Here is a 23,422-nt window from a genome sequence, read left to right on the forward strand (position 1 = left end):
CGGCTAAACGCCAACCACGGCTGGTGCCGGCTGAACATGGCTTCGCGCGCGGATCCGCCGCGAAGCCAACAGCAGAACAAAGGAAATGGCCAAGCAGTAGACCGCCATCGCCACGATCTGGCCGGGGTAGCTGACGCCGCCGTCGATCAGGAACCCGGTCAGGCCCGGCCCGATTGCCGAGGCGAACACGCCGGCAGAAACGATCAGCGCCCTGATCGAGCCAAGGTGCCTGAGGCCATAGACTTCGGGCCATATGGCACCGAACAGCGTCGTCGACAGGCCATTCGAGATGCCGAGCAGCGCCATGAAGCCGAAGGCGCTCCACTGCGCGTCGACAAGGCCCAGCACCAGGCAGGCCAGCCCCAGAGGCAAGAGCACGAAGGGCAGCAGCGAGACGCCGGAAAAGCGGTCGATGAGCTGGCCGACGACAAGCGTGAAGGCGGCGTTGACCACCGCCGTCACCAGAAAGGATGAGGCAAAGACCTCGAGCGACCAGCCACGCAATTCCACCAGATAGACCTGGTGGAAGAACAAGGTCGTCACGATCAGCCCCGGCGCCATGACGCCGAGCAGCAGCACGTAGAAGATCGGATCGCGAACCACCTCGGCGCGCGTCCAGTCGCGCGCGTCGATCTGGCGTGCCACGGGATCGGACGAGCGCGGCTTACGGTCCACGGCGACAAGCAGCACGATCGCCGGCAGGGCGATGAAGGCAATCATTGCTGCCGCAAGCAGCCAGCCGTTGCGCCAGCCAACGGAGGCGGCGATCAGCACGAAACCCATCGGGATGATAGCGTCGCCGGCGTTGTGGCCGAGGATGACGGTCGACAGCGCGCGCCCCCTTTGCGCCGAAAACCAGCGCGCGGTTGCGGTGTAGGCGGTGTGCACCATCATGCCCTGGCCAAACAGCCGCAGCAGATAGATGGCGACGAACAGGATGACGAGGTGTTGCGACAGTGCCATCGATGCACTCGCCAGCGCCAGCATCGGCACGATGAACAACGTCACCTTCTGTGCGCTGTAGCGATCGACGATCTGGCCGAGCCGCGGCAGGCTCAAGGCGCTGGCCAGCGTGGCGACCATGTAAAGCGTGCCGAACTCGCCATGGGACAGCCCATAATCGCGACGGATGTCACCGGCCGACAGCGCGATGAACGAGGTCATGCCGAAGGTCGAAAAGAAGGTGAGCAGGAACCCGCCGGCCAGCCAGCGCGGATTGTCCCGAACGAAGGAGATGTAGGACACGCCTCTGGTCTATCCTTGGGCTGCCGGCTGCCTCGACAGGCGCATGTACATGCCGTCAGTCGAGGTCACGAAGCCGAATTGTTCATAGAGGCTGTGCGCGTCCGAGGTTCTGAGCGAGAAGCCGGTCACGCTCGCAAGCTCAGGATGGTCGATGAGCGCTTGGATCAGCTTCTTACCGATGCCGAGGCCGCGCCGCTCAGGCCAGACGATGACGTCGGCGACATAGGCAAAGCAGGCATAGTCGGTGATGGCGCGGGCGAAACCGACCTGCTCGCCGTCGATATAAGCGCCCAGGCACAGCGAATTGGCGAAGGCCCGGCGATGGATGTCGTCGGTCCGGCCCTCGCCCCAATAGCTCGCCTTGATGACGTCCGACGTCTTGTCGAAGTCGATGCGCGACACGTCGAAACTGATCTCGACCTCGGTCATGAACCCTCCGGTCTGCTGGCGGTTTTCATTTCAGTTCCAGCGACTTAGCCACGATCCCTGAATCTGTTCGTGATCGGGTAGCGGCGGTCGCGACCGAAATTCTTCCTGGTGATCTTCACGCCCGGTGCCGCCTGCCGGCGCTTGTATTCGGCGATGTAGAGCAGGTGCTCTATCTTGTGGACCGTATCGCGATCATGACCGCGGGAGACGATGTCATCGACGCCCATCTCGTTCTCGACCAGGCATTCGAGGATGTCGTCGAGCACCGGATAGGGCGGCAGCGAATCCTGGTCGGTCTGGTTGGGCCTGAGTTCCGCAGACGGCGCCTTGTCGATGATGTTTTTCGGAATGACCTCGCCCGAGGGGCCGAGCGCCCCCGGCGGCACATGCGTGTTGCGCCAGCGCGACAGCGCATAGACCTGCATCTTGTAGAGGTCCTTGATCGGATTGAAGCCGCCATTCATGTCGCCATAGAGCGTGGCATAGCCGACCGACATCTCGCTCTTGTTGCCGGTCGTCACCACCATCGAGCCGAACTTGTTGGACACCGCCATCAGGATCGTGCCGCGGGCGCGGCTCTGCAGGTTCTCTTCGGTGATGCCTTCCTTGGTGCCCTCGAACAGCTGCGTCAGCGCATGCGAGAAACCGTCGACCGGCTCATGGATGGGCACGATGTCGTAACGGCAGCCGAGCGCCCGGGCGCAATCCTCGGCGTCCTTGAGCGAATCCTTCGAGGTATAGCGATAAGGCATCATGATCGCCCTGAGCCGCTCCTCGCCGAGCGCGTCGACGGCGAGTGCCGCGCAGATCGCCGAATCGATGCCGCCGGAAAGGCCAAGCACGACGTTCTTGAAGCCGTTCTTGTTGACGTAGTCGCGCAGGCCCAGCAGGCAGGCGCGATAATCGGCCTCCTCGCGCTCGGGGATTTTCGACATTGGCCCTTCGACGCAGGCCCACCCTTCGTCGCCGCGCTTCCAGGTTGTCATCGCCACCGTCTCTTCGAACTGGCTCATCTGGAACGCCAGCGAATGGTCGGCGTTGATGGCGAAGGAGGCGCCGTCGAAGACGAGTTCGTCCTGCCCGCCGAGCTGATTGGCATAGAGCAGCGGCAGGCCGCTCTCGATCACCTGACGGATCGCCACCTGATGGCGCACGTCCATCTTGGCGCGATAATAGGGTGAGCCGTTGGGCACGAGCAGGATTTCAGCACCACTCTCGGCCAGCGTCTCGCAGACGCCGAGCTCACCCCAGATGTCCTCGCAGATCGGGATACCGATGCGAACGCCACGGAAATTGATCGGACCCGGCATGTCGGGACCGGGCTGGAACACACGCTTTTCGTCAAACTCGCCATAGTTGGGCAGGTCGACCTTGAAGCGCTCGGCAACGATCTTGCCGCCATCGGCAACGACGACCGCGTTGTGCACGCCGCTCTTGCGCTTGAGCGGCACGCCGATGATGACGCCGGGGCCATTGTCCGATGTGTCCTTGGCGAAATCTTCCGCCGCACGCTCGCAGGCAGCCAGGAAGGCCGGCTTGAGCACCAGGTCCTCCGGCGGATAACCGGCGAGGAAAAGTTCGGTGAACAACACCAGATCGGCACCCTGTCGCGCCGCGTCCGCCCTCGCCTCGCGCGCCTTGGCGAGATTGCCGTTGATGTCGCCGACCGTCGGGTTGAGCTGGGCAACGGCGATGCGCAGGATGTCGGGAGATTTTTTCGTCATGTCAGCGGTTTAGCCTGCGTTGTGAAGTCGGGCAATCGAGTTCGGTTGGGCCATCATTCGCCCATGTAGCTCGCCAGTTCCTCGGCCGGACGGTTGACGCCGATCGACATGGAGAGGATGCGCGAGATATGCGCCCGCGGCAGCTTGGTCGCCTTTGCCCATTCGTTGATCTGAGCCTGCACCTTGGCCTGATCCTTCTTGGAGGACGCTGCCTCGCCGATGTCGAGACCCGCGTCGCGCAGGGCCAGGATCATGTCTTGTGACAGGATGAACGTGTCCCAGCCCAGCCAGCGCAACAGATATTGGCCGGTGTTGCCGCCGAGTCTGCTGCCGTGCTTGCCCAGATAGCCCGTCAGCCCGACCTGGTCGTCGGCCGGCCATGCCGCAAGGAACCTGCCGAAGCTGCCATGCTCCTGCGAGACGCGCTCGACAAAGGCGGCGTTGTCGCGAACCGAGCGGATCTTTTGTGGATTGCGCACGATGCGCTTGTCGGAGGCGAGGTCGTGCCAGAAGTCGTCAGGCTGGAACAGAAGCCGTTTCGGCTCGAAATGAAGGAACGCCTCCTCGAAGCCGGGCCATTTCTGCTCGATGACACGCCAGACGAAACCGGCGGCAAAAACACGCTCCGCCATCGTCGACAGGATCCGGTCGTCAGGGACCTTGGCAAGCGTCGTATTGTCGAACGCCGGCCCCAGCAGCGACTTCAGCACCGCATCGCCGCCCTTGCGCTCCTCAGCGCGCGCCCTGATCCTGGCGAAGTCCATCATTCCATTCCCCTGCAACCTCATCTTGGCGACATCGCCAGCCATCTTCATATAAGGATTCGTGGCTGCCAAGCAGCCGGTTGGAAAGCGGGGGCGTGCAAATGAACAAGACTGTGGCTGACCTTGCCGGAAGATGGCTGAAGCGCGCACCGGAGCATTTGAGCGAACTCGAGCACAAGGTCCTGCAGAGCGCGATTGATCGCAAACCGGTTTCCCTCAACGTCAATGACAGCGTCGCTCACAGCGAAAGCCGGGGCGAACGACTGGCGGACGGCATCGCCCGCGTCGGCGGCTCCTGGAGCTTCATCCTCGGCTTCCTGGGTTTCCTGGTCGTCTGGACGATGCTCAATGCCTGGCTGCTGGGATCCGGCTCGTTCGATCCCTACCCATTCATCTTCCTCAATCTTGTGCTGTCGATGTTGGCGGCGATCCAGGCACCGATCATCATGATGTCGCAGAACCGGCAGGCCGAGCGCGACCGCATCGATGCCTCGCACGACTATGCCGTCAACCTGAAGGCCGAGATCGAGATCATGGCGCTGCACGAGAAACTTGATGAGATCCGCTTCCAGGAGATCATTCTGCTGCGCGAGCAGGTGCAGCAGCTGACTGTCCAGGTCCAGCGCATTGCCGACTCCTCCGCACCTCAGTCGCCCGCTCGATGATCGAAACCCTTCACCACCTCGTCGAGCGCTTCGGGCTTCTCGCCGTCTTCATCGGCTGCATGGCCGAAGGCGAGAGCTTTGCCATCCTCGGCGGCTTCTTCGCCCATCAGCGGTTTTTCGAACCGTGGAGCGCCTTTGCCGTGGCCGCGACAGGCGCCTTTCTCGGCGACACGCTGTTCTTCATCCTTGGACGGCGGTTCTCCAACCACAAATGGGTGCGATTGCTGCGCCGCAGGCCTGGCTTCAGCCATGCCTTCCGCCTGGTGCAGGCGCATCCCAACCTGTTCGTGCTCGGCAACCGCTACGTCTACGGCATGCGACTGGCCGGCGGTATCGCCGCAGGCCTGTCGCGCATCCCGGTCTCGCTGTTTCTGGCCCTCAACGGCCTGTCGGCGCTCGTCTGGGCCGGCATCTTCGTCAGCCTCGGCTATGTATTCGGCCTCGGCGCCGAGCACATCCTCGGCGACACGCTGAAGGCGCACCACCGGCTGTTTCTCGGACTTGGCATCGGCATCGCCGTGGCGCTGGGAACCTGGCTCCTGGCCCGCCACATCGCCCGCAGGCAGCCGAAGGATTAGTCCGAGCCCACCAGTTCCCGGTCGCCGCGATCGAGAATGAGCGGGATGATCAGGTCTTCCTCGTCATCCAGATGCCGCGTCAGCATGGCGACAAGCCGCGCATTCTCGTCGGCATAGGCGTCGGCGGCAAAGCGTTGCTTGTCCTCATTTTCCTGCAGCGCCTGGATGAACGCGTTGGCCGAGTCTGCATTGCGCTCCAGCGCCTCATGGATCAGGTGATGGTCGGCGTCGAGGATCTCGAAGCCTCGCTTCAGCCGGCTTTCAGCCTTGGCGAAGACAGGAAAATAGTGATGGTCCTCGACATTGTGGTGGCCATCGAGATTGCCGAGGAAATGGTTCAGCCGCGGCGCGAACCAGCGGGCGAATTGCTGCGCGTCCATGCGGCCCTCGCGATAATCGCCAATGCCTGCGGTCAGCATGCCGCCCAGCTCGCGGAACATGTCGTGACGCTGCAGCCACATCGAGGCCATGCCATGGACGTTGTCGTGGGCGCGCCAGTCCTCGCGCGGATACTTGGCGACGAGCCAACGCAGGTCCTCCGGCAGGCCGGCGCGCGTCTCGAGGTGGTGGATATCGGCCTTGTCAGCCATGTCGGTCTCCTTTGGTAACCGACATGTAGGTACGCGACCTTCAGATCGGAAGCCCGGCCAGGCGCTCGGCGATGGCGTAGACCCAGACGCCCAGCACGATGACGATCGAGATCAGCACGGCGAGCGAGCCGCAGTCCTTGGCAAGTTGGATGTCGATGTTGAATTCGCGGCTGACGGCGTCGCACGCCGCCTCGATGCCGGTGTTCAGCACCTCGACTGTGATCAGGAACAGGATCGATCCGATCAGCAGCGCGTAGCCGCCCCAGGTGCCTGCCACGAACCAGCCGATCGGCAGGGCTGCGACGAGCAGCATGATTTCCTGCTGGAATGCCGCCTCGGAGCGGATCAGTCGCGAGAATGCCCGCACCGAGTTCTGGAAAGCCTTGACCAGCCGCTCCATGGAATGCCCTTTCAATTCGATCGAAGCGGCATCATTTAGCGGCTCGACGCTCAGTCGAACAGATATGAATCGTTGGCAAAGAAGCCGTGATCGACCGAATCGTGCACGCGACGGCCCTTCGCACCCTCACCTGCCGCACCGTAAGCGAAGAAGATCGGCATCAGATGTTCGTCGGTCGGGTGGTTCTCCCCAGGGAAAGGCGCCTTGTCCTTCCAGTGCAGCAGCGCTTCGGTATCGCCGAGCGCCAGCCTGTCGGCGAACCATTCGGTGAACGCATGCACCTTGCCGGCCAGCGCGGGATCGGGTTCGGCTCCGCGCCGAAGCCGACTGAAATAGGCGCGCAGATTGTGGGTGATGTGGCCTGAGCCGATCAGCAGTACGCCTTCGTGGCGCAATGACGCCAGCGCCTTGCCGATGGCATGATGCCAAGCGGCATCGCGACTGGGGTCGATCGACACCTGAACCACGGGAATGTCGGCGTCGGGGAACGCCAGCTTGAGCGGCGTCCATGTGCCGTGGTCATAGCCGCGCTTCTCGAACGTATGCGGCTTCAGGCCGGCTTGATCGAGCATGCCGAACACTCTTTCGGCCAGGGCAGGTTCGCCGACGGCCGGATAGATCATCTTGTAGAGCTCGGGCGCGAAGCCGCCGAAATCGTATATCATGCCCGGCTTGGGGTCCGTCACGACGGCGACGCCGTCGGTCTCGAAATGCGCCGAGACGATCACAATGGCTTTGGGCTTCTCGACGAGACCCGAGAGGCCTTCGAGATAATGGCGCGCCGGCGTGTCGGCCAAAACGATGTCGGGGCCGCCATGCGAAATGAAAAGTGTGGGCAACGAGGTCATGTCATGTCTCCTTGCCCTGAAATATACGCGCTCCTCACTGTTTCGAGCAGAGCGCCGAACCACGACGAAGCGTTCAACAATCGAGAACGATCGACAGTCTCCCGTTCAATCCTCCAGCACTTTGAACGAAGGCGACGACCGTTCGTATCGCGGCAAGTCGTCATCGATCTCGTAATATGAGCCTTTGTCGGCGATGAAGATGTGATAGCCGCCAACCAGCGACGACGGCTCCTCGAACGAACCGGCCATGATCGAAACGTAGCCTTCGTCGTTCGGCTTCCAGAGCATCACCGAGCCGCAACGACTGCAGAAGCCGCGCCGGGCGAAGCTTGACGCGGCAAACCACGTCACGGTCTCACCGCCTTCGATATCGACCATGTCGTCATTGATATTGGTTGCAGCGTAGTAGTGGCCGCTCTGCTTCCGGCACATGTTGCAAAAATTGCGCGAGCGGCTCTGGATCGTCGGCAACAGTTCCGTTGTGCCAGTCGGCAAACATCGGAGACAATCCCATCCCAGGCCGGCTACTCATAAATGCGATCCTGGTGCACGTCATGAACGACAATGAACATACAACAACGCTCAGGCCGGCACGGAGCGGGGACGGACGAGCGGTGTTTGACGTGACGCGACATTCCGTGCGTGAGCTGGCGAAGGAGCACTATTCCGCCGAACAGATTGCCGGATGGATGGGCGATCGGACGCCGGACACTTACGAAGCCCTCATTGCCAAAGGGCTGATGGTTGTTGCCGAGCGAGGCGACAGGATCGTCGGCTTCGTCGATTCCGAGCCAGGTGAGGTGACACGGCTGTTCCTTGTTGCCGACGCGGCAGGATCAGGTCTCGGCAAAAAACTGCTCGAAATCGGCATCCGGAATGCACGAAGGAACCATGAAGGGCCGGTCCGGATAGAATCGACCGTCAATGCCGAGGGCTTCTATCTCCACCACGGCTTTCGCACGGTCGAGCGAGGCTATTTCTCCCACGGTGTCGGTGGCGACCCGATCGAGATCGTGCACATGGAACTGTGAGCTGCACCGTCTTGCACCAGCAAGGTCGGATCGCTACATCCGCGACATGAAGGTAAAAGACGCCGATATCATCATCGTGCCCGGATACACCAATTCGGGGCCCGCCCACTGGCAGAGCCGCTGGGAAGAAAAGCTGTCGACCGCACGCCGCGTCGAGCAGGACGAGTGGTCGAAGCCGGTCCGCGGGGACTGGACGGACAAGGTCGTCAAGGCAGTGAACGCGGCGGAGCGGCCGGTGGTGCTCGTTGCCCACTCGCTCGGCATCCCGACGGTCATTCACGCCATTCCCGAATTCAGGAAACCCGTCGCCGGCGCGTTCTTCGTGGCGCCGCCTGATGTGTCCAACCCGGCGATCAAGCCGAAGCACCTGATGACCTTCGGCCCCTACCCGCGTGATCCGCTGCCGTTTCCGTCGGTCGTCGTCGCCAGCCGCAACGACCCCTATTGCGCGCTCGACGTCGCCGAGGACATCGCCGCGGCCTGGGGATCGCTTTTCATAGATGCCGGCGATTCAGGCCACATCAACGCCGATTCCGGCCATGGGCCGTGGCCGGAGGGATCGATGGTATTCGCGCAGTTCCTGTCGCGGCTGGAAAGCTAGCCCAAAGACTTCTTGAGGTCCGCCAGAAGACCCGCGGCGCCGGCCGCGATCAGCTGGTGCTCGGAGCCTGTCGCCAGCACCTGGTAACCCATGTCGACGAAACGCCCCGCGATCCTGGGATCGGTGACGTAGATGCCGGCATGCTTGCCGGCGGCACGGGTCCGCCTGCCGACATCGGCGACCGTTTCCATCATCGCTTCGAGTGTCGAGTTGATCGTCTCGCCCTTCGTCCAGGCGATGGAGAAATCACCCGGCCCAAGGAAGATACCGTCGATGCCGGGCGTTTCCAGGATGCCGTCGAGCACGGCAACCGCCCCATGGGTCTCGACCATGGCAAAGGAAACGGTGCGGGCATTGCTTTCCTTCAGCCACTTGACCGAATCCTTGCTGCCGTGACGCGGTGCTGCGAAGGTTGGGCCCCAGGAGCGTTCGCCGAGCGGCGGATATTTCATCGCGGCGGCAAAGCGCCGGGCATCCTCGACCGAATTGACCATCGGCGCGATGACCGCCTCGGCACCAAAGTCGAGCGCGCGGCTCGCCATGTCGAATCGGCCAACCGGAACCCGGACGATCGAATGCTTGCCCGCCCGGAGCACCGGCGCGATCGAGCGCAGCACGCTGTCTTCATTGTGGCCGCCATGCTGCATGTCGAGGGTGACGGCATCGAAGCCTTGCCCGGCAAGGATTTCGACCGTCAGCGCATCCGGCACGCCGGACCAGGCGGTGATGATGGTCTCGTTGGCGTGCAGTCTCTCGGCAAGCGACATCTTTCTCTCCCTCAGGTCGTAGCCATTTCAACCGGAAGCTGGCGTCGGCGCAAACAAAAACCGCCCGGGATGCGGGCGGTTCGTTGGTCCAGGGCTGCAGAAACTCGCGCCCCGGCATCCAGCATTTGGTCTTGATCAGGTGTTCTTGATCTGGTCGATCGCCTGCGCCATCAGCTCGTCCATGGTGCGGCGGATCTGATGATCGGACTGGTCGACGCCGGCGGCGTCGAAATCAGCGCGGATCTTGCGGAAGACGTCATGGTCGCCGGCTTCCTCGATGTCGGAAACCACGACTTCCTTGGCGTAGGCCTCGGCGTCGGCACCCGACTTGCCAAGCTTTTCGGCAGCCCAGAGGCCGAGCGCCTTGTTGCGCCGCGCATTTGCCTTGAAGCGCAGTTCTTCGTCGAAGACGAACTTGCGCTCAAAACCTTCTTCGCGGTCCTTCATGTTGCTCATGGCAATCCTCCAGGGAGTGGGAAATCGATTCGACTTCCGGTGCATATGATATCGACTTCCTCAAACCAAAAGCCCGCCGCCCGGTCAATACGTCTCTTTTGAGCTGTTTGCCTGTGCGGTGCGGCATTTCCGCAGCAAAAGGCGTTAATTGGCAGGAAATGATGATTGAGCAATTGGCCCGATTAAGATAGAGACCGGCCTTGAAACCCACAGCCGCCGCGGCTTTGCGGCGTGAGAAAGGGACCGGTAGCTTGCCGTCCACCCTTCCAACCAGAGAAACAATCAAATGAAGAGTCGCCGCCGCATCTACGAAGGCAAGGCCAAGATCCTTTATGAAGGCCCCGAGCCGGGTACCCTGATCCAGTTTTTCAAGGACGACGCCACCGCTTTCAACAAGAAGAAGCATGAAGTCGTCGACGGCAAGGGCGTGCTCAACAACCGCATTTCCGAGCACATATTCAACCACCTGAACCGCATGGGCATTCCGACCCACTTCATCCGTCGGCTCAACATGCGCGAGCAGCTGATCAAGGAAGTCGAGATCATCCCGCTCGAGGTCGTTGTCCGCAACGTCGCCGCCGGCTCGCTGGCCAAGCGCCTCGGCATCGAGGAAGGTACCGTGCTGCCGCGCTCGATCATCGAGTTCTACTACAAGGCCGACGCGCTCGACGACCCGATGGTCTCCGAAGAGCATGTCACGGCCTTCGGCTGGGCGAGCCCGCAGGAAATCGACGACATCATGGCGCTGGCCATTCGCGTCAACGACTTCCTCTCCGGCCTGTTCATGGGCGTCGGTATCCAGTTGGTCGACTTCAAGATCGAATGCGGCCGCCTGTTCGAGGGCGACATGATGCGCATCGTGGTCGCCGACGAGATTTCGCCCGACAGCTGCCGCCTGTGGGACGTCGCCACCCAGGACAAGCTCGACAAGGACCGCTTCCGCCGCGACATGGGCGGGCTGGTCGAAGCCTATCAGGAAGTGGCGCGCCGTCTCGGCATCATGAACGAGAACGAGACGCCCCGTCCGACCGGGCCGGTCCTCGTCAAGCACTGACAAATCCAAGCACGGGCGCGAGTAACTTCGCGCCCGACTGTTTTCCATTTCTGCTCCGGAGTGAAATGCCCGTGATCAAGGCCCGCGTCACCGTCACCCTCAAGAACGGCGTGCTCGACCCCCAAGGCAAGGCTATCGAACATGCGCTCGACGGCCTCGGCTTCGGCGGCGTCGGTTCGGTACGCCAGGGCAAGGTCTTCGACGTCGAAATCGACGGCGCCGACAAGGCCAAGGCGGAAGCCGACCTCAACGCCATGTGCGAGAAGCTTCTGGCGAACACGGTGATCGAGAATTACGCAGTGGAGATTGCCTGAAGTGAAATCAGCGGTCGTTCTCCTCCCCGGCCTGAACCGCGACCGCGACATGATCGCGGCGCTGACCAAGATTTCGGGCAAGGCGCCCGTTACCGTCTGGCAGACCGACACCGAAATCCCCGATGTCGACCTGATCGCCATTCCCGGCGGCTTCTCCTTCGGCGACTACCTGCGTTGCGGCGCGATCGCAGCCCGCATGCCGGTGATGCGCGCGGTGGCCGAGAAGGCCGCCAAGGGCGTGCAGGTCGTCGGCGTCTGCAACGGCTTCCAGATCCTGGTCGAGGCCGGCCTGCTGCCGGGCGCCCTGATGCGCAACGCTTCGTTGAAGTTCGTCTGCCGCGAAGTAAAGCTCGAGATCGCCAACGCCAACACCGCCTTTACGCGCAACTACGCGGCCGGCCAGATCATCCGCTGCCCGGTGGCGCATCACGACGGCAACTATTTTGCCGATCCCGAGACGCTGGCGCGCATCGAGGGCGAAGGCCAGGTCGTGGTCCGCTACGCCGAGGGCACCAACCCGAACGGCTCGATCAACGACATTGCCGGCATCATCAATGACAAGGGCAACGTGCTCGGACTGATGCCGCATCCGGAAAACCTGATCGAGGCAGCGCATGGCGGCGACGATGGCCGCGCGTTGTTCGAGAGCGCACTCGGGCTGCCCAAGGCAGCCTGAGCGAACCTCCTCCCCTCACCCTCTGAAAAGGCTGGTATCGGCGCATGAAGACTCTGCGGATTCTGGCGGCAACGGCCGTGGTCATCGGCCTCGCCGCCTGCAATTCCGGCCCGAAGACGCCGCCGCCCTCGTCATCCGGCAAGAGCGCTTCGCTGCGTTCGATGGAACAGGTGGCGATCGCTGCGCACAAATGCTGGTTCGCCAGCAAGGATCCGGCCTTCAAGAAGTACCAGATGGCCAATGAGCTGAACAATTTCGGCGGCACGCCGCGGTTCCTGCTCGTGCCGGCCAAGCAGTATGGCGCGCGCCCGCTGCTGGTCGTGCAGGCACAGGGCAATTCCAGCCAGGTCCAGGTGTTCGGCCCGCTGATGAGCGAAGCGCTCGGCAGCCGGATCACATCTGACATCAATCGCTGGCGCAGCGGCGACGCGTCCTGCGGCTCGGCCGCCTGACGGACCGACAAATCGTCAATTACCCGCCTCTCGTGCCCGCCTCGGGGCAAAAGAGGTGGAGGCACCAGGGGCGCGCCTCCACCTGAACCGAACCGTCAGTGGGTCGTGACGGCCCGTGACCATGGGAGTGGGCCGCATCGGCCCGAAAGCCGAACCCGGCTTTCGAAAAGTCCGATGCGAAAACGCAAGGATCGAGAGCGCCCACTTATGCGTCCTCACGGACGCACGGCGCTCTAGTCGTAGAAGGGGCGTAGCCCTTCGCGATAGGCGTCGCAGCGCGAAATTCCGATATCGGCGAGCTGGTCGTCGGTCAGCTCCAGCAGCGCCAGCCTGGTGCGCCGGCGCTCCATGCAAAACGCCAGCCAGCGCACGAAGCCGCGTATACCGCTGCGCTTCCCGTGCGGAGATGCAGCCGTGGCAACTCCGCCAATTGCATCGATTGTACTCATTTTTGCTGTCCACATTGTGTCTACTTGTGACGATCAATGCTATGAATTGACTCAACGACGATAGCAATTTAGGAATTGTCACCATGACAATTTGGCTTCCCGACCTCTCCTCCGGCTCCGGCCCGCTCTATCTCAGGCTGGCCGAGCGGATCGAGCACGATATCGACAACGGCATACTCGCTTCCGGTGCCAAGCTGCCGCCGCAGCGCGACTTGGCCTACGACATCGGAGTGACCATCGGTACTGTCGGTCGCGCCTACGCGCTGCTGCGCGAACGCGGGCTGGTCAGCGGCGAGGTCGGCCGCGGTACCTATGTGCTGGAGCGCAACGGCATCCAGCCCTCCATCATCGAGCCCGCGCCCCTGCCCCATGAGGGATCGCGGCCAGTCGAGGCGCCGGCGGGCAAGCTGCATTTCGACAGCACGGCTGCGCCCAATGTCGGGCAGAACAGTACAATCGAGACAATCACCTCGGCGATCTGCCGCGACTTTCCCGACGACGTCGCGAGCTATGCCCGGAACTTCCCCGAGCACTGGTTCAGGGCCGGCAGCGCCTGGCTGGGCCGCAATGGCTTTGCTCCTTCGCCCGACACGATCGTGCCGACGCTCGGCGCGCATGCGGCGATCGTTTCGATCATCGCGGCGGTGACGCAGCCGGGCGACTTCATCGTGTTCGAGCACCTGACCTATACGCAGGTGGCGCGCAGCGCCGGACTGATCGGGCGCCGCATGGCGCTTGTCCGGTCGGACGCACACGGCATCGACCCCGCTGATTTCGAGGCCGTCTGCGCACAGAAGCATCCGAAGGTCGCCTTCCTGATGCCGACAGTGCAGAACCCGACCGGCGCGACCATGCCGGCCGAGCGTCGCGCCGCGATCGCCGACGTCGCGCGCAGGTACAATGTGCTGCTGATCGAGGACGATCTGTATGGCGCCCTGACCGATGATCGCACGCCGCTGCTGGCGGAATTTGCACCCGAGCGGGTCTTCGTCGTCGGCGGTCTGTCGAAATCTGTCGCCGCCGGCGTACGCGGCGGCTGGTTGTCCTGCCCGGCGCATTTCCGGCACAGTATCCGCGTCGCCCACAAGATGGTCACCGGCGGCATGCCGTACCTTCTGGCGGAACTGTGCGCGCAACTGGTGCTGTCAGGCGAAGCCGCCGCCATTCGCGCCCGCTCCATCGCCGAGATCAATGCGCGCCTCGACATCGTGCGCAAGACGCTCGACGGCAGCGACTTCAACATCGCCGCCAACATCCCCTTCGTCTGGCTGGCCCTGCCGGAGCCTTGGAATTCAGGGACATTCAAGAATGCCGCCTATGGCCAGGGCGTGCTGGTCGACGACGAGGACGAGTTCAAGGCCGGCCGCTCCGACCAGGTTTTCCACCGCGTCCGGATCGGCATTTCGGCACCGCGCACGCGCAGCGAGGTCGAGGGCGGGCTGATCAAGCTGCGCCGCCTGCTCGACGAGGGTGACGCCGGCTACGACAGCTTCGGCTGAAACCCTGAGATCTCGGGCGGATGGCCGTTTCCGTGCCATAAAGGGTGACTTTCTGGCCATTGGCGGTATATCCCGGCGCAATCATGCGCTATGGAGCCACCAACGCACCCCAACGGATTCTGCGATCTACGATGACCATTCAGAATGACGTGAAGATCACCGGCGAACTCATCGCCGCGCACGGGCTCAAGCCGGACGAATACCAGCGCATCCTCGACCTTGTCGGGCGCGAGCCGAGCTTTACCGAACTCGGCATCTTCTCGGCGATGTGGAACGAGCACTGCTCCTACAAGTCGTCGAAGAAGTGGCTGCGCACGCTGCCGACCAAGGGTGACGTCGTCATCCAGGGCCCCGGCGAAAACGCCGGCGTCGTCGACATCGGCGACGGCGACTGCGTGGTCTTCAAGATGGAGAGCCACAACCACCCCTCCTACATAGAGCCCTATCAGGGGGCTGCGACCGGTGTCGGCGGCATCCTGCGTGACGTCTTCACCATGGGCGCCCGCCCGGTTGCCTCGATGAACGCCCTGCGCTTCGGTGCGCCCGACCACCCCAAGACCCGCCACCTGGTCTCGGGCGTGGTTGCCGGCGTCGGCGGTTATGGCAACGCCTTCGGCGTGCCGACCGTCGGCGGCGAAGTCAATTTCGATGCCCGCTACAATGGCAACATCCTGGTAAACGCCTTTGCCGCCGGCCTCGCCAGGACCGACGGCATATTCCTGTCGCAGGCCAAGGGTGTCGGCCTGCCGGTCGTCTATCTCGGCGCCAAGACCGGCCGTGACGGCGTCGGTGGTGCGACCATGGCCTCGGCCGAGTTTGACGACAAGATCGACGAGAAGCGCCCGACCGTGCAGGTCGGCGATCCATTCACCGAAAAATGCCTGCTCGAGGCCTGCCTCGAGCTGATGGCTTCAGGCGCCGTCATCGCCATCCAGGACATGGGTGCCGCCGGCCTGACCTGCTCGGCCGTCGAGATGGGCGCCAAGGGTGACCTCGGCATCGAGCTCGACCTCGACAAGGTTCCGGTGCGCGAAGAGCGCATGAGCGCCTACGAGATGATGCTGTCGGAAAGCCAGGAGCGCATGCTCATGGTGCTGCGTCCCGAGAAGGAGAAGGAAGCCGAGGCGATTTTCGTCAAGTGGGGCCTCGATTTCGCCATCGTCGGCAAGACCACTGACGATTTGCGTTTCCGCGTCATCCACCAGGGAGTCGAAGTCGCCAATTTGCCGATCAAGGAGCTCGGTGACGAGGCGCCCGAATATGATCGCCCGTGGGTCGAGCCGGCCAAGCGCGCGCCGCTGGCTGACGACGACATACCACAAGCCGATGTCGCCGACGCACTGCTCAAGATGCTCGGCGGTCCAGATCTTTCGTCGCGCCGCTGGGTCTACGAGCAGTATGACACGATGATCCAGGGCAACACGCTGCAGCGCCCCGGCGGCGACGCAGGCGTGGTGCGTGTCGAGGGCCACGCCACCAAGGCGCTGGCGTTCTCGTCAGACGTGACGCCGCGCTATTGCGAGGCCGACCCCTATGAGGGCGGCAAGCAGGCGGTCGCCGAATGCTGGCGCAACCTGACCGCGACCGGCGCCGTACCGCTCGCCGCTACCGACAACCTCAATTTCGGCAATCCCGAACGCCCCGAGATCATGGGCCAGTTCGTGCGCGCAGTGACCGGCATCGGCGATGCCTGCCGCGCGCTCGGCTTCCCGATCGTCTCCGGCAATGTCTCGCTCTACAACGAGACCAACGGCCAGGGCATCCTGCCCACACCGACCATCGGCGGCGTCGGCCTGATCGACGACTGGTCGAAGATGGCCAAGGCCTGCTTCGCTCGGGAAGGCGAAGTGATCCTGCTGGTCGGCGGCCCGGCCCAATGGGGCAGCCACCTGGCACAGTCGATCTACATGCGCGACCTGCACGGCCGCACCGACGGCCCGCCGCCGTCGGTCGACCTCGAACATGAGAAGAAGGTCGGCGACTTCGTGCGCAAGCTGATCCGCGGCGGCATGGCCACTGCCGTGCATGATCTGTCGGACGGCGGCCTTGCCGTAGCCCTTGCCGAAATGGCGATGGCGTCCGGCATCGGGGCGACTGTTCCGGGCCTCAGCGGCACCAACCCGATCCCGGTGTTCTTCGGCGAGGACCAGGGCCGTTACCTGGTCACCGTCAAGCTTGACCCGCAGTCGGCCGAGATGCAGGAATTGTGGAACGAAGCCAAGGCGCTCGGCATCCACGCGCCGTGGATCGGAACGACCGGCGGCAAGGAACTGAAGCTGGGCGAGGCACGGGCGGTGAGCGTCGACGAGTTGACCTCGGCTCACGAATCCTGGTTCCCTCGCTTCATGGACAACTGAGCGGGAACGACAACATGGCAATGGACGCACACGACATCGAGCGGATGATCAAGGACGGCATTCCGGATGCCCGGGTGACCATCCGCGATCTCGCCGGCGATGGCGACCACTACGCCGCCGAGGTCGTCTCGGAAAGCTTCCGCGGCAAGACCCGCGTGCAGCAGCACCAGATGGTCTACGACGCGCTGAAGGGCAATATGGGCGGCGTGCTGCACGCACTCGCCCTACAGACCAGCATTCCCGAATAAGGGTCTGCGCTCCCATGACGCGGCGCCCGGATGACAATCACGTAGGGCGCCGCGCCTACTCGACTTTTGCCGAGCGCTACGACGCGGCAGCCCCCACCAAGCCCCACAACGCACTGTACGAGCGGCCGGCGTCGCTGGCCCTGCTCGGCGATGTCGCCGGACTCGACGTGGTCGATGCCGGCTGCGGCTCCGGCATCTGCTCGGAAAAGCTGGCGCGCGGCGGCGCCCGAGTCCGCGGCTTCGACATCACGCCCGAAATGCTGGAACTGGCGCGCAAGCGCTGCGCCGGTCTCGACGTCGCGTTCCACCAAGGCGATCTGGCCAGGCCCCTGGATTGGCTGGCGAGCGGCAGCACCGACGCGATCCTGTGTTCGCTGGCGCTCGACTATGTCGAAGACCTCAAGCCTGTCTTCGCCGAGTTTCATCGCATTACGCGCAGCGGAGGCCGTCTGGTGTTCTCGATGGGCCACCCGATGCGTGACTGGGCCGATCCCCGCGCACGCCGCGATGCCAACTACTTCACGACCAACCGCTGGGGCCTGCATTGGGGCGGCTTTGGCGAGCCCAGGCCTTACGTCGAATCCTACCGTCGCCCGCTGCAGGACATTTTGAACGGCCTGAGCGATGCCGGCTGGCGTCTCGACCGTTTTGTCGAACCGCTGCCGGTGGCCGAGATGGCCGCCGTCGACCCCGAACACTTTGCCGAGCTCAGCCATTCGCCTGGGTTCATCTGCGTGCGGGCGATCAAGTAGGCCAGAAGGCCGAGGCCCTCGACATCGATCGCCCGATCTTTTATCCGGGACATTCCACAGAACAGGGGCGCGCGCTGATGTCATTGATCAACGACCTGGTCCAAGGCGTCGTCGACGGCGTGCTGAAGGACATTCTGAAGAAGCCGTCGAGCACCTCGAAGCGCGCCCGCCGCCGCAAGCGGACGACGTCGACAAGTTCGGCCACGCTGCGCCAGATCGAGAAGCTTTTGAGGCCAGCCAAGAAGCAGACCAGCCGCAAGCGCACGGTCCGCTCGCGCTCGAAGGCACGCCGCAGCAGCTGACTGACGCCGCAACGCAGGTGCTGCACGGCAAAAAGGTCACATTTCCGGATTTCGGGTCGACCCGACGCTTGGAATGCTCGACTGTTGCAACCACATAGTGGCAGATGCTAGCAGTCTAACGAACATTGCCGGTCCGCCGGCCAGATCTGAGGTTTAGGTGCGCCATGAGCGGAATCAACGAATACATCGATAGCGAAGTGAAGAGCCAGGATGTCGTGGTTTTCATGAAGGGCACGCCCGGCTTCCCGCAGTGCGGCTTTTCCGGCCAGGTCGTCCAGATCCTCGACTACCTCGGGGTCGACTACAAGGGCGTCAACGTCCTGACCTCGAACGAGCTTCGCCAGGGCATCAAGGACTATTCCAACTGGCCGACCATCCCCCAGCTCTACGTCAAGGGTGAGTTCGTCGGCGGTTGCGACATCATCCGCGAGATGTTCCAGGCCGGCGAACTGCAGTCGTTCCTGGAAGAGAAGGGCGTGAGCGTCAAGGGCGCCGCCTGACCTAAGAATTACCGGCTCCGGCCTGTTCCGGGGTCCCGTTTGTGGCAAATGCGCCGGCTTGCCCGGCGCATTTCCGTTTGAATTGGATTCCGAATGGAACAGAAAGTCGCTCCCAGCGTCCGTCAGGACGCATTCCCGATTCCGCGTTGGGAATTCATCGCGCTGGCCGCCGCATTGATGGCCGTCAACGCGCTTGCCGTCGACATCATGCTGCCGGCGCTGCAGCAGATCGGTGCTGCCCTCAACGTCGAGAGCGAGAACCACCGGCAATATGTGATTACCGCCTATTTCGCCGGCCTCGCACTGGCGCTGCTGGCCTATGGCCCGATCTCCGACCAGTTCGGCCGGCGCAAGCCGCTGCTGTTCGGCCTCGGCATCTATGTGCTTGCGGCCTTCGCGGCGGCATTCGCGCCAAGCTTCGAAACGCTGCTTTTGCTGCGCTTCGTCCAGGGCATAGGTGCTGCGTCGACGCGCGTCATTGCGGTGTCGGTGGTGCGCGATCGCTTCGGCGGGCGGCAGATGGCCGAGATCATGTCGCTGATCTTCATGGTGTTCATGGTCGTGCCGGTGGTGGCGCCCGCCATGGGGCAGATCGTCATGCTGTTTTCGGAATGGCACATGATTTTCATCGTCATGGCGGTGTCGGCGCTGGCGATCACGCTGTGGGCGGCGATCCGCCTGCCTGAGACGATGCATCCCGAGGACCGGCGGCCGCTGTCGGTGATGTCGATCGCCCGGGGCTTCCGCACCGTGCTCACCACGCGCATGTCGCTGTGGTACACGCTGGCCTCGATGACCATCTTCGGCGCACTGTTCGGCTTCATCAACTCGGCGCAGCAGGTCTATGTCGGCCTCTACGGGCTCGGCGTGTGGTTCCCGGCGGTGTTTGCGGCCATTGCCGGCATGATGTCGGTGTCGTCGTTCCTCAACTCGCGTCTCGTCGTCAAATTCGGCATGCGCAAGCTGTCGCACGGCGCCCTGATCGGCTTCCTGCTGGTGAGTGCGATCTGGCTCGTCTGGTCGCTGACCGGGCCGGTGCCGTTTCCAGCCTTCATCGTGCTGTTTGCTCTGGCGATGTTCCAGTTCGGCTGGATCGGCTCCAACTTCAACTCGATCTCGATGGAGCCGCTCGGCCATATCGCCGGCACGGCATCCTCGGTGCAGGGTTTCATGCAGACCCTGGGCGGTGGCATGATCGGTGCGGCCATTGGCCAATCCTTCGATGGCACGACGGTGCCGCTGGCGATCGGTTTCTGCAGCGTCGCCTCGATTGGCCTGGTGATGGTGCTGATTGCCGAGAAGGGCAAGCTGTTCCGCGGCCAGCACGATCCGAAGCCGGCAGTTGCCGAGGTCCACTGACAGCGTCGACGACGTACAGCCTCTGAAATAGAAACAGCCCGAAAACCTCAAGGTTTTCGGGCTGTTCGTTTTGGTGACCCTGTCGACCTCAGCCAGCCATCAGGCTGGTGAAATCGAACAGCTTGCGATCGAGCAGATGCGACGGACGGGTGTTGGACAGCGCCCGCAGCATGGTGTCCTTGCGGCCCGGCATGCGCTTTTCGATATCGTCCAGCATCGCCTTCATGGCGTTGCGCTGCAGGCCTTCCTGGCTGCCGCAGAGGTCGCAGGGGATGATCGGAAACTTCATGCCCTCGGCGAATTTGGCCATGTCGGCCTCGGCGCAGAAGGCCAGAGGCCTCAGAACCATAACGTCGCCCTCGTCATTGAGCAGCTTGGGCGGCATGGCGGCGAGGCGTCCGCCATGGAACAGATTCATGAAGAAGGTCTCGAGAATGTCCTCGCGATGGTGGCCGAGCACCAGCGAGGAACAGCCCTCCTCACGCGCGATGCGGTAGAGGTGCCCTCGCCTGAGCCGCGAGCACAGTGAACAATAGGTGCTGCCCTCCGGCAGTTTCTCGGTAACGACCGAATAGGTGTCGCGATATTCGATGCGATGGGCGATGCCATTGGCATTGAGATAATCGGGCAGCACGTTCTTGGGGAAGTTGGGCTGGCCCTGGTCGAGATTGCAGGCGAGCAGATCGACCGACAGCAGGCCGCGCCATTTGAGATCCATCAGGACCGCGAGCAGGCCATAGGAATCCTTGCCGCCCGACAGCGCCACCAGCCAGCGCTCGCCTGACCTGGCCATGGCATAGTCTTCGATCGCCTGGCGCGTCTGGCGCAGCAGTCGCTTGCGCAGCTTGTTGAACTCGACCGAGGACGGGGCATCGCGATAGAGCGGGAATGCACCCTCCGCAGGCTCGGCCAGCGCGTCCTGTTCGTGAATGCCCATCGGTCTGGTCCTTCAATCCACGGCGCGCATACGGGACAGCGCTGCCGCCAGCGGTATTCCGCAAATTCAGGCGGCGCGCAAGACATGCGCCCCAAACGAAAAGAGCGGCCGTTGCCGGCCGCCCAGACTGCTGACAAACCCCTGGCGAGAGTTGGGGGTTTGTGATTCAGTGGGTGATGTTGAAGCGAGCCGGCCCTGAACAAACCGCACTTGAGATCGTCACGCTCGATCAACTGGTTCCAGTTGATCACCTTCTGCGCAAGATCGATGGTGTTATCGATTTCTCGTTCATCCACGATCTGACAGCGCCGCTTTACTGCGCCGACAATGGTCGCCCGCCACTCGATCCGACCTTGATGTTCAAGGCGCTGTTCATCGGCTACCTGTTCGGGGTGCGCTCGGAGCGGCAATTGGTGCGAGAGATCGAGGTCAATGTCGCCTACCGGTGGTTCCTGCGGCTGAAGCTGACGGACAAGGTGTTCGACGCCTCGACATTGTCGCAGAACCGACGCCGGCGCTACCAGGACGAGACGATCGCGCAGGCGATCTTCGACCGCATTGTCGAGCAGGCGATCGGGGCAGGCTTGGTCGACGGCACGGTGCTCTACACCGACAGCACGCACCTGAAGGCCAATGCCAACAACGGCAAGTACGACCTTGCCATGGTCGCCAAGTCGCGTGCCGACTACTGGGGCGAGCTCGACCGGGCGATCGATGCCGAACGGGCGTTGCACGGCCAGAAGGCGCTGAAGGAGCAGGAGCGGCAGCCTGCGGTGAAAGAGACGAAGGTCTCGCGCACCGATCCTGAGGCTGGCTATATGGTGCGCGAGGGCAAGCCGAAGGGCTTCTTTTATCTCGATCACCGCACGGTGGATGGCGGCTTCGGCATCATCACCGACACGTTTGCCACGCCGGCCAACGTGCATGACTCGATCGTCTATCTCGACCGGCTCGACCGCCAGGTGGAGCGTTTCGGCTTCGACGTCACGGCGGCGGGGCTGGATGCCGGCTATGCCACGCCAGGCATCGCCAAGGGCCTGGAGGACAGGAACATCCACGGTGTCGTCGGCTATCGCAACCCGACCCGGCCAAAGCCTGGCAAGATGAGGAAGGGCGCTTTCGTCCATGAGCCGGACCTTGACGGCTATCGTTGCCCGCAGGGCCAGTTGCTCACTTACGCCACCACCGATCGCGGCGGTTATCGCCACTACAGGAGCGACCCGACGATCTGCCGCAACTGTCCGCTGCTGGCGTCTTGCACATCAAACGCCAAGGCCGAGCGCACCATCACGCGCCATGTCTGGCAGGATGTCCGCGAGCGGGTCGATGCCAACCGCTTAACCGCATGGGGCAAGGCGATCTATCGACGCCGCAAGGAGACGGTCGAGCGATCCTTCGCCGATGCCAAGCAGCTCTTCGGCCATCGTTATGCCCGCTTCCGAGGGCGAACACGCGTCGCCTGCCAGTGCCTGATCGCAGCCGCCGCCCAGAACATGAAAAAGATCGCAATCAGCCTCTGGCCAAAGCCAGAACCAAGCCTCGCATGAGGCCAAAGCCGGCTCGCAACGGCACTGGCATCTGCCCCCCGACATCAATCCAAAAGCTCAATCAACCCACAAAACAAAACCCCGCCGAAATTCGACGGGGTTTGTCAGCAGTCTGAGCGGCCGTTGCCGGCCGCCCTTTGAAATTCGGTGCTATCCCGGCGCATCGCCAAGATGCGCCCAAGGCAGCGAGATTGAACGCGGCGCGAAGCACCGCGCTCTGGGGATTAGCGCGAATAGAATTCGACGACGAGGTTCGGTTCCATCTGGACTGCGTACGGAACGTCCGACAGGCCGGGAACGCGAGCGAAGGTCGCGACCATCTTGTTGTGATCGACTTCGATGTAGTCAGGAACGTCACGCTCGGCGAGACCAACCGACTCGAGAACGATGACCAGCTGCTTCGACTTCTCGCGGACTTCGATCACGTCGCCAGCTTTGCAGCGGTAGGACGAGATGTTGGTGCGCTTGCCGTTGACGTTGACGTGGCCGTGGTTGACGAACTGACGGGCAGCGAAAATGGTCGGCACGAACTTGGCGCGGTAGACGACCGCATCCAGACGCGACTCGAGCAGGCCGATCAGGTTCTCGGAGGTGTCGCCCTTGCGGCGGTTTGCCTCTTCATAGGTCTTGCGGAACTGCTTTTCCGAAACGTCGCCGTAGTGACCCTTCAGCTTCTGCTTGGCGCGCAGCTGCAGACCGAAGTCCGAGAGCTTGCCCTTGCGGCGCTGGCCGTGCTGGCCGGGGCCGTATTCACGCTTGTTGACCGGGGACTTCGGACGGCCCCAGATGTTCTCGCCAAGACGGCGATCGATTTTGTACTTAGCGGATTCGCGCTTGCTCATCGCATTTCCCTTCAAAACGTTGCACCCGGAACTTCA

General features: G+C 63.0%; 29 protein-coding genes. 16 read left to right on the top strand and 13 right to left on the bottom strand.

Translation table 11 applies throughout. The features are described 5' to 3' along the window. Window positions 1-3: 3 nt before the first annotated feature. From H5P29_RS20330 to H5P29_RS20345, 4 genes are read right to left on the bottom strand one after another with little or no spacing between them, the layout of a single operon-like run. Window positions 4-1,245 (bottom strand): MFS transporter, encoded by a 1,242-nt coding sequence (locus H5P29_RS20330; protein WP_067962573.1) that lies wholly within the window; start codon window positions 1,243-1,245, stop codon window positions 4-6. Between the two features lie 9 nt (window positions 1,246-1,254). After that, window positions 1,255-1,674: a GNAT family N-acetyltransferase gene (locus H5P29_RS20335; protein ID WP_067962577.1), complete on the bottom strand. Its 420-nt coding sequence runs from the start codon at window positions 1,672-1,674 to the stop codon at window positions 1,255-1,257. A 44-nt stretch (window positions 1,675-1,718) separates the two neighbouring features. Then, window positions 1,719-3,398, bottom strand: coding sequence for an NAD+ synthase (locus H5P29_RS20340; protein ID WP_067962580.1), 1,680 nt, complete (start codon window positions 3,396-3,398; stop codon window positions 1,719-1,721). A gap of 53 nt (window positions 3,399-3,451) precedes the next feature. Continuing rightward, window positions 3,452-4,165 carry a DNA-3-methyladenine glycosylase I gene (locus H5P29_RS20345; protein ID WP_183194893.1) on the bottom strand — a complete coding sequence of 238 codons (714 nt, stop codon included), beginning with the start codon at window positions 4,163-4,165 and terminating at the stop codon, window positions 3,452-3,454. Window positions 4,166-4,263: 98 nt separating this feature from the next. Here H5P29_RS20345 and H5P29_RS20350 point away from each other — a divergent pair, with 98 nt between their 5' ends. Together H5P29_RS20350 and H5P29_RS20355 are read left to right on the top strand one after the other, a co-directional pair. Beyond that, a complete protein-coding gene (locus H5P29_RS20350; protein ID WP_067962582.1) occupies window positions 4,264-4,827 on the top strand; it encodes a DUF1003 domain-containing protein in 564 nt (187 codons plus the stop codon). Beyond that, complete coding sequence (locus H5P29_RS20355; RefSeq protein WP_067962584.1) at window positions 4,824-5,405, top strand: DedA family protein; 582 nt, start codon at window positions 4,824-4,826, stop codon at window positions 5,403-5,405. Before H5P29_RS20350 ends, H5P29_RS20355 begins: the two co-directional genes overlap by 4 nt. On the opposite strand, the gene H5P29_RS20360 is transcribed toward H5P29_RS20355, so the two are convergent. The 4 genes from H5P29_RS20360 to H5P29_RS20375 all read right to left on the bottom strand — a co-directional run bounded on the left by H5P29_RS20360 (window position 5,402) and on the right by H5P29_RS20375 (window position 7,738). After that, a complete protein-coding gene (locus tag H5P29_RS20360; protein WP_067962587.1) occupies window positions 5,402-5,995 on the bottom strand; it encodes a hemerythrin domain-containing protein in 594 nt (197 codons plus the stop codon). The genes H5P29_RS20355 and H5P29_RS20360 overlap by 4 nt on opposite strands. Before the next feature lie 40 nt (window positions 5,996-6,035). After that, a complete protein-coding gene (locus H5P29_RS20365; RefSeq protein WP_067962590.1) occupies window positions 6,036-6,395 on the bottom strand; it encodes a diacylglycerol kinase in 360 nt (119 codons plus the stop codon). A gap of 50 nt (window positions 6,396-6,445) precedes the next feature. Then, a complete protein-coding gene (locus tag H5P29_RS20370) occupies window positions 6,446-7,243 on the bottom strand; it encodes a class III extradiol ring-cleavage dioxygenase (protein ID WP_067962593.1) in 798 nt (265 codons plus the stop codon). Between the two features lie 105 nt (window positions 7,244-7,348). Then, window positions 7,349-7,738 (bottom strand): GFA family protein, encoded by a 390-nt coding sequence (locus tag H5P29_RS20375; protein WP_246670813.1) that lies wholly within the window; start codon window positions 7,736-7,738, stop codon window positions 7,349-7,351. Between the two features lie 128 nt (window positions 7,739-7,866). Here H5P29_RS20375 and H5P29_RS20380 point away from each other — a divergent pair, with 128 nt between their 5' ends. Next, on the top strand, window positions 7,867-8,274 hold the full coding sequence (locus H5P29_RS20380) for a GNAT family N-acetyltransferase (protein WP_348640623.1): 408 nt from the start codon (window positions 7,867-7,869) through the stop codon (window positions 8,272-8,274). A gap of 46 nt (window positions 8,275-8,320) precedes the next feature. Then, on the top strand, window positions 8,321-8,875 hold the full coding sequence (locus tag H5P29_RS20385; RefSeq protein WP_067962599.1) for an alpha/beta hydrolase: 555 nt from the start codon (window positions 8,321-8,323) through the stop codon (window positions 8,873-8,875). Here H5P29_RS20385 and H5P29_RS20390 read toward each other — a convergent pair. Then, a complete protein-coding gene (locus tag H5P29_RS20390) occupies window positions 8,872-9,642 on the bottom strand; it encodes an HpcH/HpaI aldolase/citrate lyase family protein (protein WP_154386077.1) in 771 nt (256 codons plus the stop codon). The two genes, H5P29_RS20385 and H5P29_RS20390, sit on opposite strands and share 4 nt — an antisense overlap. A 135-nt stretch (window positions 9,643-9,777) precedes the next feature. Then, window positions 9,778-10,098 carry a DUF1476 domain-containing protein gene (locus tag H5P29_RS20395; protein ID WP_067962605.1) on the bottom strand — a complete coding sequence of 107 codons (321 nt, stop codon included), beginning with the start codon at window positions 10,096-10,098 and terminating at the stop codon, window positions 9,778-9,780. A 286-nt stretch (window positions 10,099-10,384) separates the two neighbouring features. On the opposite strand from H5P29_RS20395, the gene purC reads away from it, so the two are divergent. The 4 genes from purC (at window position 10,385) to H5P29_RS20415 (ending at window position 12,594) form a co-directional block, all read left to right on the top strand. Then, complete coding sequence (gene purC, locus H5P29_RS20400) at window positions 10,385-11,152, top strand: phosphoribosylaminoimidazolesuccinocarboxamide synthase (RefSeq protein WP_067962607.1); 768 nt, start codon at window positions 10,385-10,387, stop codon at window positions 11,150-11,152. Window positions 11,153-11,223: 71 nt separating this feature from the next. Continuing rightward, window positions 11,224-11,466 carry a phosphoribosylformylglycinamidine synthase subunit PurS gene (gene purS / locus H5P29_RS20405; protein WP_067966646.1) on the top strand — a complete coding sequence of 81 codons (243 nt, stop codon included), beginning with the start codon at window positions 11,224-11,226 and terminating at the stop codon, window positions 11,464-11,466. A gap of 1 nt (window position 11,467) precedes the next feature. After that, entirely contained in the window at window positions 11,468-12,142 is a 675-nt protein-coding gene (purQ, locus tag H5P29_RS20410) for a phosphoribosylformylglycinamidine synthase subunit PurQ (RefSeq protein WP_185910145.1), read from the top strand. Between the two features lie 44 nt (window positions 12,143-12,186). Further along, window positions 12,187-12,594, top strand: coding sequence for a hypothetical protein (locus H5P29_RS20415; protein WP_154386080.1), 408 nt, complete (start codon window positions 12,187-12,189; stop codon window positions 12,592-12,594). Window positions 12,595-12,827: 233 nt separating this feature from the next. On the opposite strand, the gene H5P29_RS20420 is transcribed toward H5P29_RS20415, so the two are convergent. After that, window positions 12,828-13,043 (bottom strand): DUF1127 domain-containing protein, encoded by a 216-nt coding sequence (locus tag H5P29_RS20420; RefSeq protein WP_067962615.1) that lies wholly within the window; start codon window positions 13,041-13,043, stop codon window positions 12,828-12,830. Between the two features lie 83 nt (window positions 13,044-13,126). Here H5P29_RS20420 and H5P29_RS20425 point away from each other — a divergent pair, with 83 nt between their 5' ends. The 7 genes from H5P29_RS20425 to H5P29_RS20455 all read left to right on the top strand — a co-directional run bounded on the left by H5P29_RS20425 (window position 13,127) and on the right by H5P29_RS20455 (window position 20,060). Further along, a complete protein-coding gene (locus H5P29_RS20425; RefSeq protein WP_067962618.1) occupies window positions 13,127-14,542 on the top strand; it encodes a PLP-dependent aminotransferase family protein in 1,416 nt (471 codons plus the stop codon). Between the two features lie 131 nt (window positions 14,543-14,673). Next, the gene (purL, locus tag H5P29_RS20430; RefSeq protein ID WP_154386082.1) at window positions 14,674-16,899 is read left to right on the top strand and encodes a phosphoribosylformylglycinamidine synthase subunit PurL; all 2,226 of its coding nucleotides are present in this window, start codon (window positions 14,674-14,676) and stop codon (window positions 16,897-16,899) included. A 14-nt stretch (window positions 16,900-16,913) separates the two neighbouring features. Next, window positions 16,914-17,147: a BolA family protein gene (locus tag H5P29_RS20435; protein ID WP_067962623.1), complete on the top strand. Its 234-nt coding sequence runs from the start codon at window positions 16,914-16,916 to the stop codon at window positions 17,145-17,147. 14 nt (window positions 17,148-17,161) lie between these two features. After that, window positions 17,162-17,899 carry a class I SAM-dependent methyltransferase gene (locus H5P29_RS20440; RefSeq protein WP_067962627.1) on the top strand — a complete coding sequence of 246 codons (738 nt, stop codon included), beginning with the start codon at window positions 17,162-17,164 and terminating at the stop codon, window positions 17,897-17,899. Between the two features lie 77 nt (window positions 17,900-17,976). Continuing rightward, the gene (locus tag H5P29_RS20445; RefSeq protein ID WP_067962630.1) at window positions 17,977-18,201 is read left to right on the top strand and encodes a hypothetical protein; all 225 of its coding nucleotides are present in this window, start codon (window positions 17,977-17,979) and stop codon (window positions 18,199-18,201) included. Window positions 18,202-18,365: 164 nt separating this feature from the next. Further along, entirely contained in the window at window positions 18,366-18,701 is a 336-nt protein-coding gene (gene grxD, locus H5P29_RS20450; protein WP_067962632.1) for a Grx4 family monothiol glutaredoxin, read from the top strand. Window positions 18,702-18,794: 93 nt separating this feature from the next. Next, window positions 18,795-20,060: a multidrug effflux MFS transporter gene (locus H5P29_RS20455; protein WP_154386083.1), complete on the top strand. Its 1,266-nt coding sequence runs from the start codon at window positions 18,795-18,797 to the stop codon at window positions 20,058-20,060. Window positions 20,061-20,148: 88 nt separating this feature from the next. On the opposite strand, the gene ttcA is transcribed toward H5P29_RS20455, so the two are convergent. Then, entirely contained in the window at window positions 20,149-20,997 is an 849-nt protein-coding gene (ttcA, locus tag H5P29_RS20460; RefSeq protein ID WP_154386084.1) for a tRNA 2-thiocytidine(32) synthetase TtcA, read from the bottom strand. A gap of 176 nt (window positions 20,998-21,173) precedes the next feature. Between ttcA and H5P29_RS20465 the strand changes: the two genes are divergently transcribed. Further along, window positions 21,174-22,544 carry an IS1182 family transposase gene (locus H5P29_RS20465; RefSeq protein WP_185910146.1) on the top strand — a complete coding sequence of 457 codons (1,371 nt, stop codon included), beginning with the start codon at window positions 21,174-21,176 and terminating at the stop codon, window positions 22,542-22,544. Window positions 22,545-22,768: 224 nt separating this feature from the next. On the opposite strand, the gene rpsD is transcribed toward H5P29_RS20465, so the two are convergent. After that, entirely contained in the window at window positions 22,769-23,386 is a 618-nt protein-coding gene (rpsD, locus tag H5P29_RS20470) for a 30S ribosomal protein S4 (RefSeq protein ID WP_067962637.1), read from the bottom strand. Between the last annotated feature and the right edge of the window lie 36 nt (window positions 23,387-23,422).

The sequence above is a fragment of the Aminobacter sp. MDW-2 genome (assembly GCF_014250155.1).
GTDB lineage: Bacteria > Pseudomonadota > Alphaproteobacteria > Rhizobiales > Rhizobiaceae > Aminobacter > Aminobacter ciceronei.

Bases quoted from the DNA above. Each gene is read 5' to 3' on its own strand.
- H5P29_RS20370 (WP_067962593.1), bottom strand. From the start codon at position 7,243: ATGACCTCGTTGCCCACACTTTTCATTTCGCATGGCGGCCCCGACATC.
- H5P29_RS20365 (WP_067962590.1), bottom strand. From the start codon at position 6,395: ATGGAGCGGCTGGTCAAGGCTTTCCAGAACTCGGTGCGGGCATTCTCG.
- purL (WP_154386082.1), top strand. From the start codon at position 14,674: ATGACCATTCAGAATGACGTGAAGATCACCGGCGAACTCATCGCCGCG.
- H5P29_RS20390 (WP_154386077.1), bottom strand. From the start codon at position 9,642: ATGTCGCTTGCCGAGAGACTGCACGCCAACGAGACCATCATCACCGCC.
- H5P29_RS20340 (WP_067962580.1), bottom strand. From the start codon at position 3,398: ATGACGAAAAAATCTCCCGACATCCTGCGCATCGCCGTTGCCCAGCTC.
- purC (WP_067962607.1), top strand. From the start codon at position 10,385: ATGAAGAGTCGCCGCCGCATCTACGAAGGCAAGGCCAAGATCCTTTAT.
- H5P29_RS20345 (WP_183194893.1), bottom strand. From the start codon at position 4,165: ATGATGGACTTCGCCAGGATCAGGGCGCGCGCTGAGGAGCGCAAGGGC.
- H5P29_RS20455 (WP_154386083.1), top strand. From the start codon at position 18,795: ATGGAACAGAAAGTCGCTCCCAGCGTCCGTCAGGACGCATTCCCGATT.
- H5P29_RS20355 (WP_067962584.1), top strand. From the start codon at position 4,824: ATGATCGAAACCCTTCACCACCTCGTCGAGCGCTTCGGGCTTCTCGCC.
- ttcA (WP_154386084.1), bottom strand. From the start codon at position 20,997: ATGGGCATTCACGAACAGGACGCGCTGGCCGAGCCTGCGGAGGGTGCA.
- H5P29_RS20435 (WP_067962623.1), top strand. From the start codon at position 16,914: ATGGCAATGGACGCACACGACATCGAGCGGATGATCAAGGACGGCATT.
- H5P29_RS20445 (WP_067962630.1), top strand. From the start codon at position 17,977: ATGTCATTGATCAACGACCTGGTCCAAGGCGTCGTCGACGGCGTGCTG.
- H5P29_RS20335 (WP_067962577.1), bottom strand. From the start codon at position 1,674: ATGACCGAGGTCGAGATCAGTTTCGACGTGTCGCGCATCGACTTCGAC.
- H5P29_RS20465 (WP_185910146.1), top strand. From the start codon at position 21,174: ATGTTGAAGCGAGCCGGCCCTGAACAAACCGCACTTGAGATCGTCACG.
- H5P29_RS20415 (WP_154386080.1), top strand. From the start codon at position 12,187: ATGAAGACTCTGCGGATTCTGGCGGCAACGGCCGTGGTCATCGGCCTC.
- rpsD (WP_067962637.1), bottom strand. From the start codon at position 23,386: ATGAGCAAGCGCGAATCCGCTAAGTACAAAATCGATCGCCGTCTTGGC.
- H5P29_RS20425 (WP_067962618.1), top strand. From the start codon at position 13,127: ATGACAATTTGGCTTCCCGACCTCTCCTCCGGCTCCGGCCCGCTCTAT.
- grxD (WP_067962632.1), top strand. From the start codon at position 18,366: ATGAGCGGAATCAACGAATACATCGATAGCGAAGTGAAGAGCCAGGAT.
- H5P29_RS20385 (WP_067962599.1), top strand. From the start codon at position 8,321: ATGAAGGTAAAAGACGCCGATATCATCATCGTGCCCGGATACACCAAT.
- H5P29_RS20395 (WP_067962605.1), bottom strand. From the start codon at position 10,098: ATGAGCAACATGAAGGACCGCGAAGAAGGTTTTGAGCGCAAGTTCGTC.
- H5P29_RS20420 (WP_067962615.1), bottom strand. From the start codon at position 13,043: ATGAGTACAATCGATGCAATTGGCGGAGTTGCCACGGCTGCATCTCCG.
- H5P29_RS20360 (WP_067962587.1), bottom strand. From the start codon at position 5,995: ATGGCTGACAAGGCCGATATCCACCACCTCGAGACGCGCGCCGGCCTG.
- H5P29_RS20350 (WP_067962582.1), top strand. From the start codon at position 4,264: ATGAACAAGACTGTGGCTGACCTTGCCGGAAGATGGCTGAAGCGCGCA.
- H5P29_RS20440 (WP_067962627.1), top strand. From the start codon at position 17,162: ATGACGCGGCGCCCGGATGACAATCACGTAGGGCGCCGCGCCTACTCG.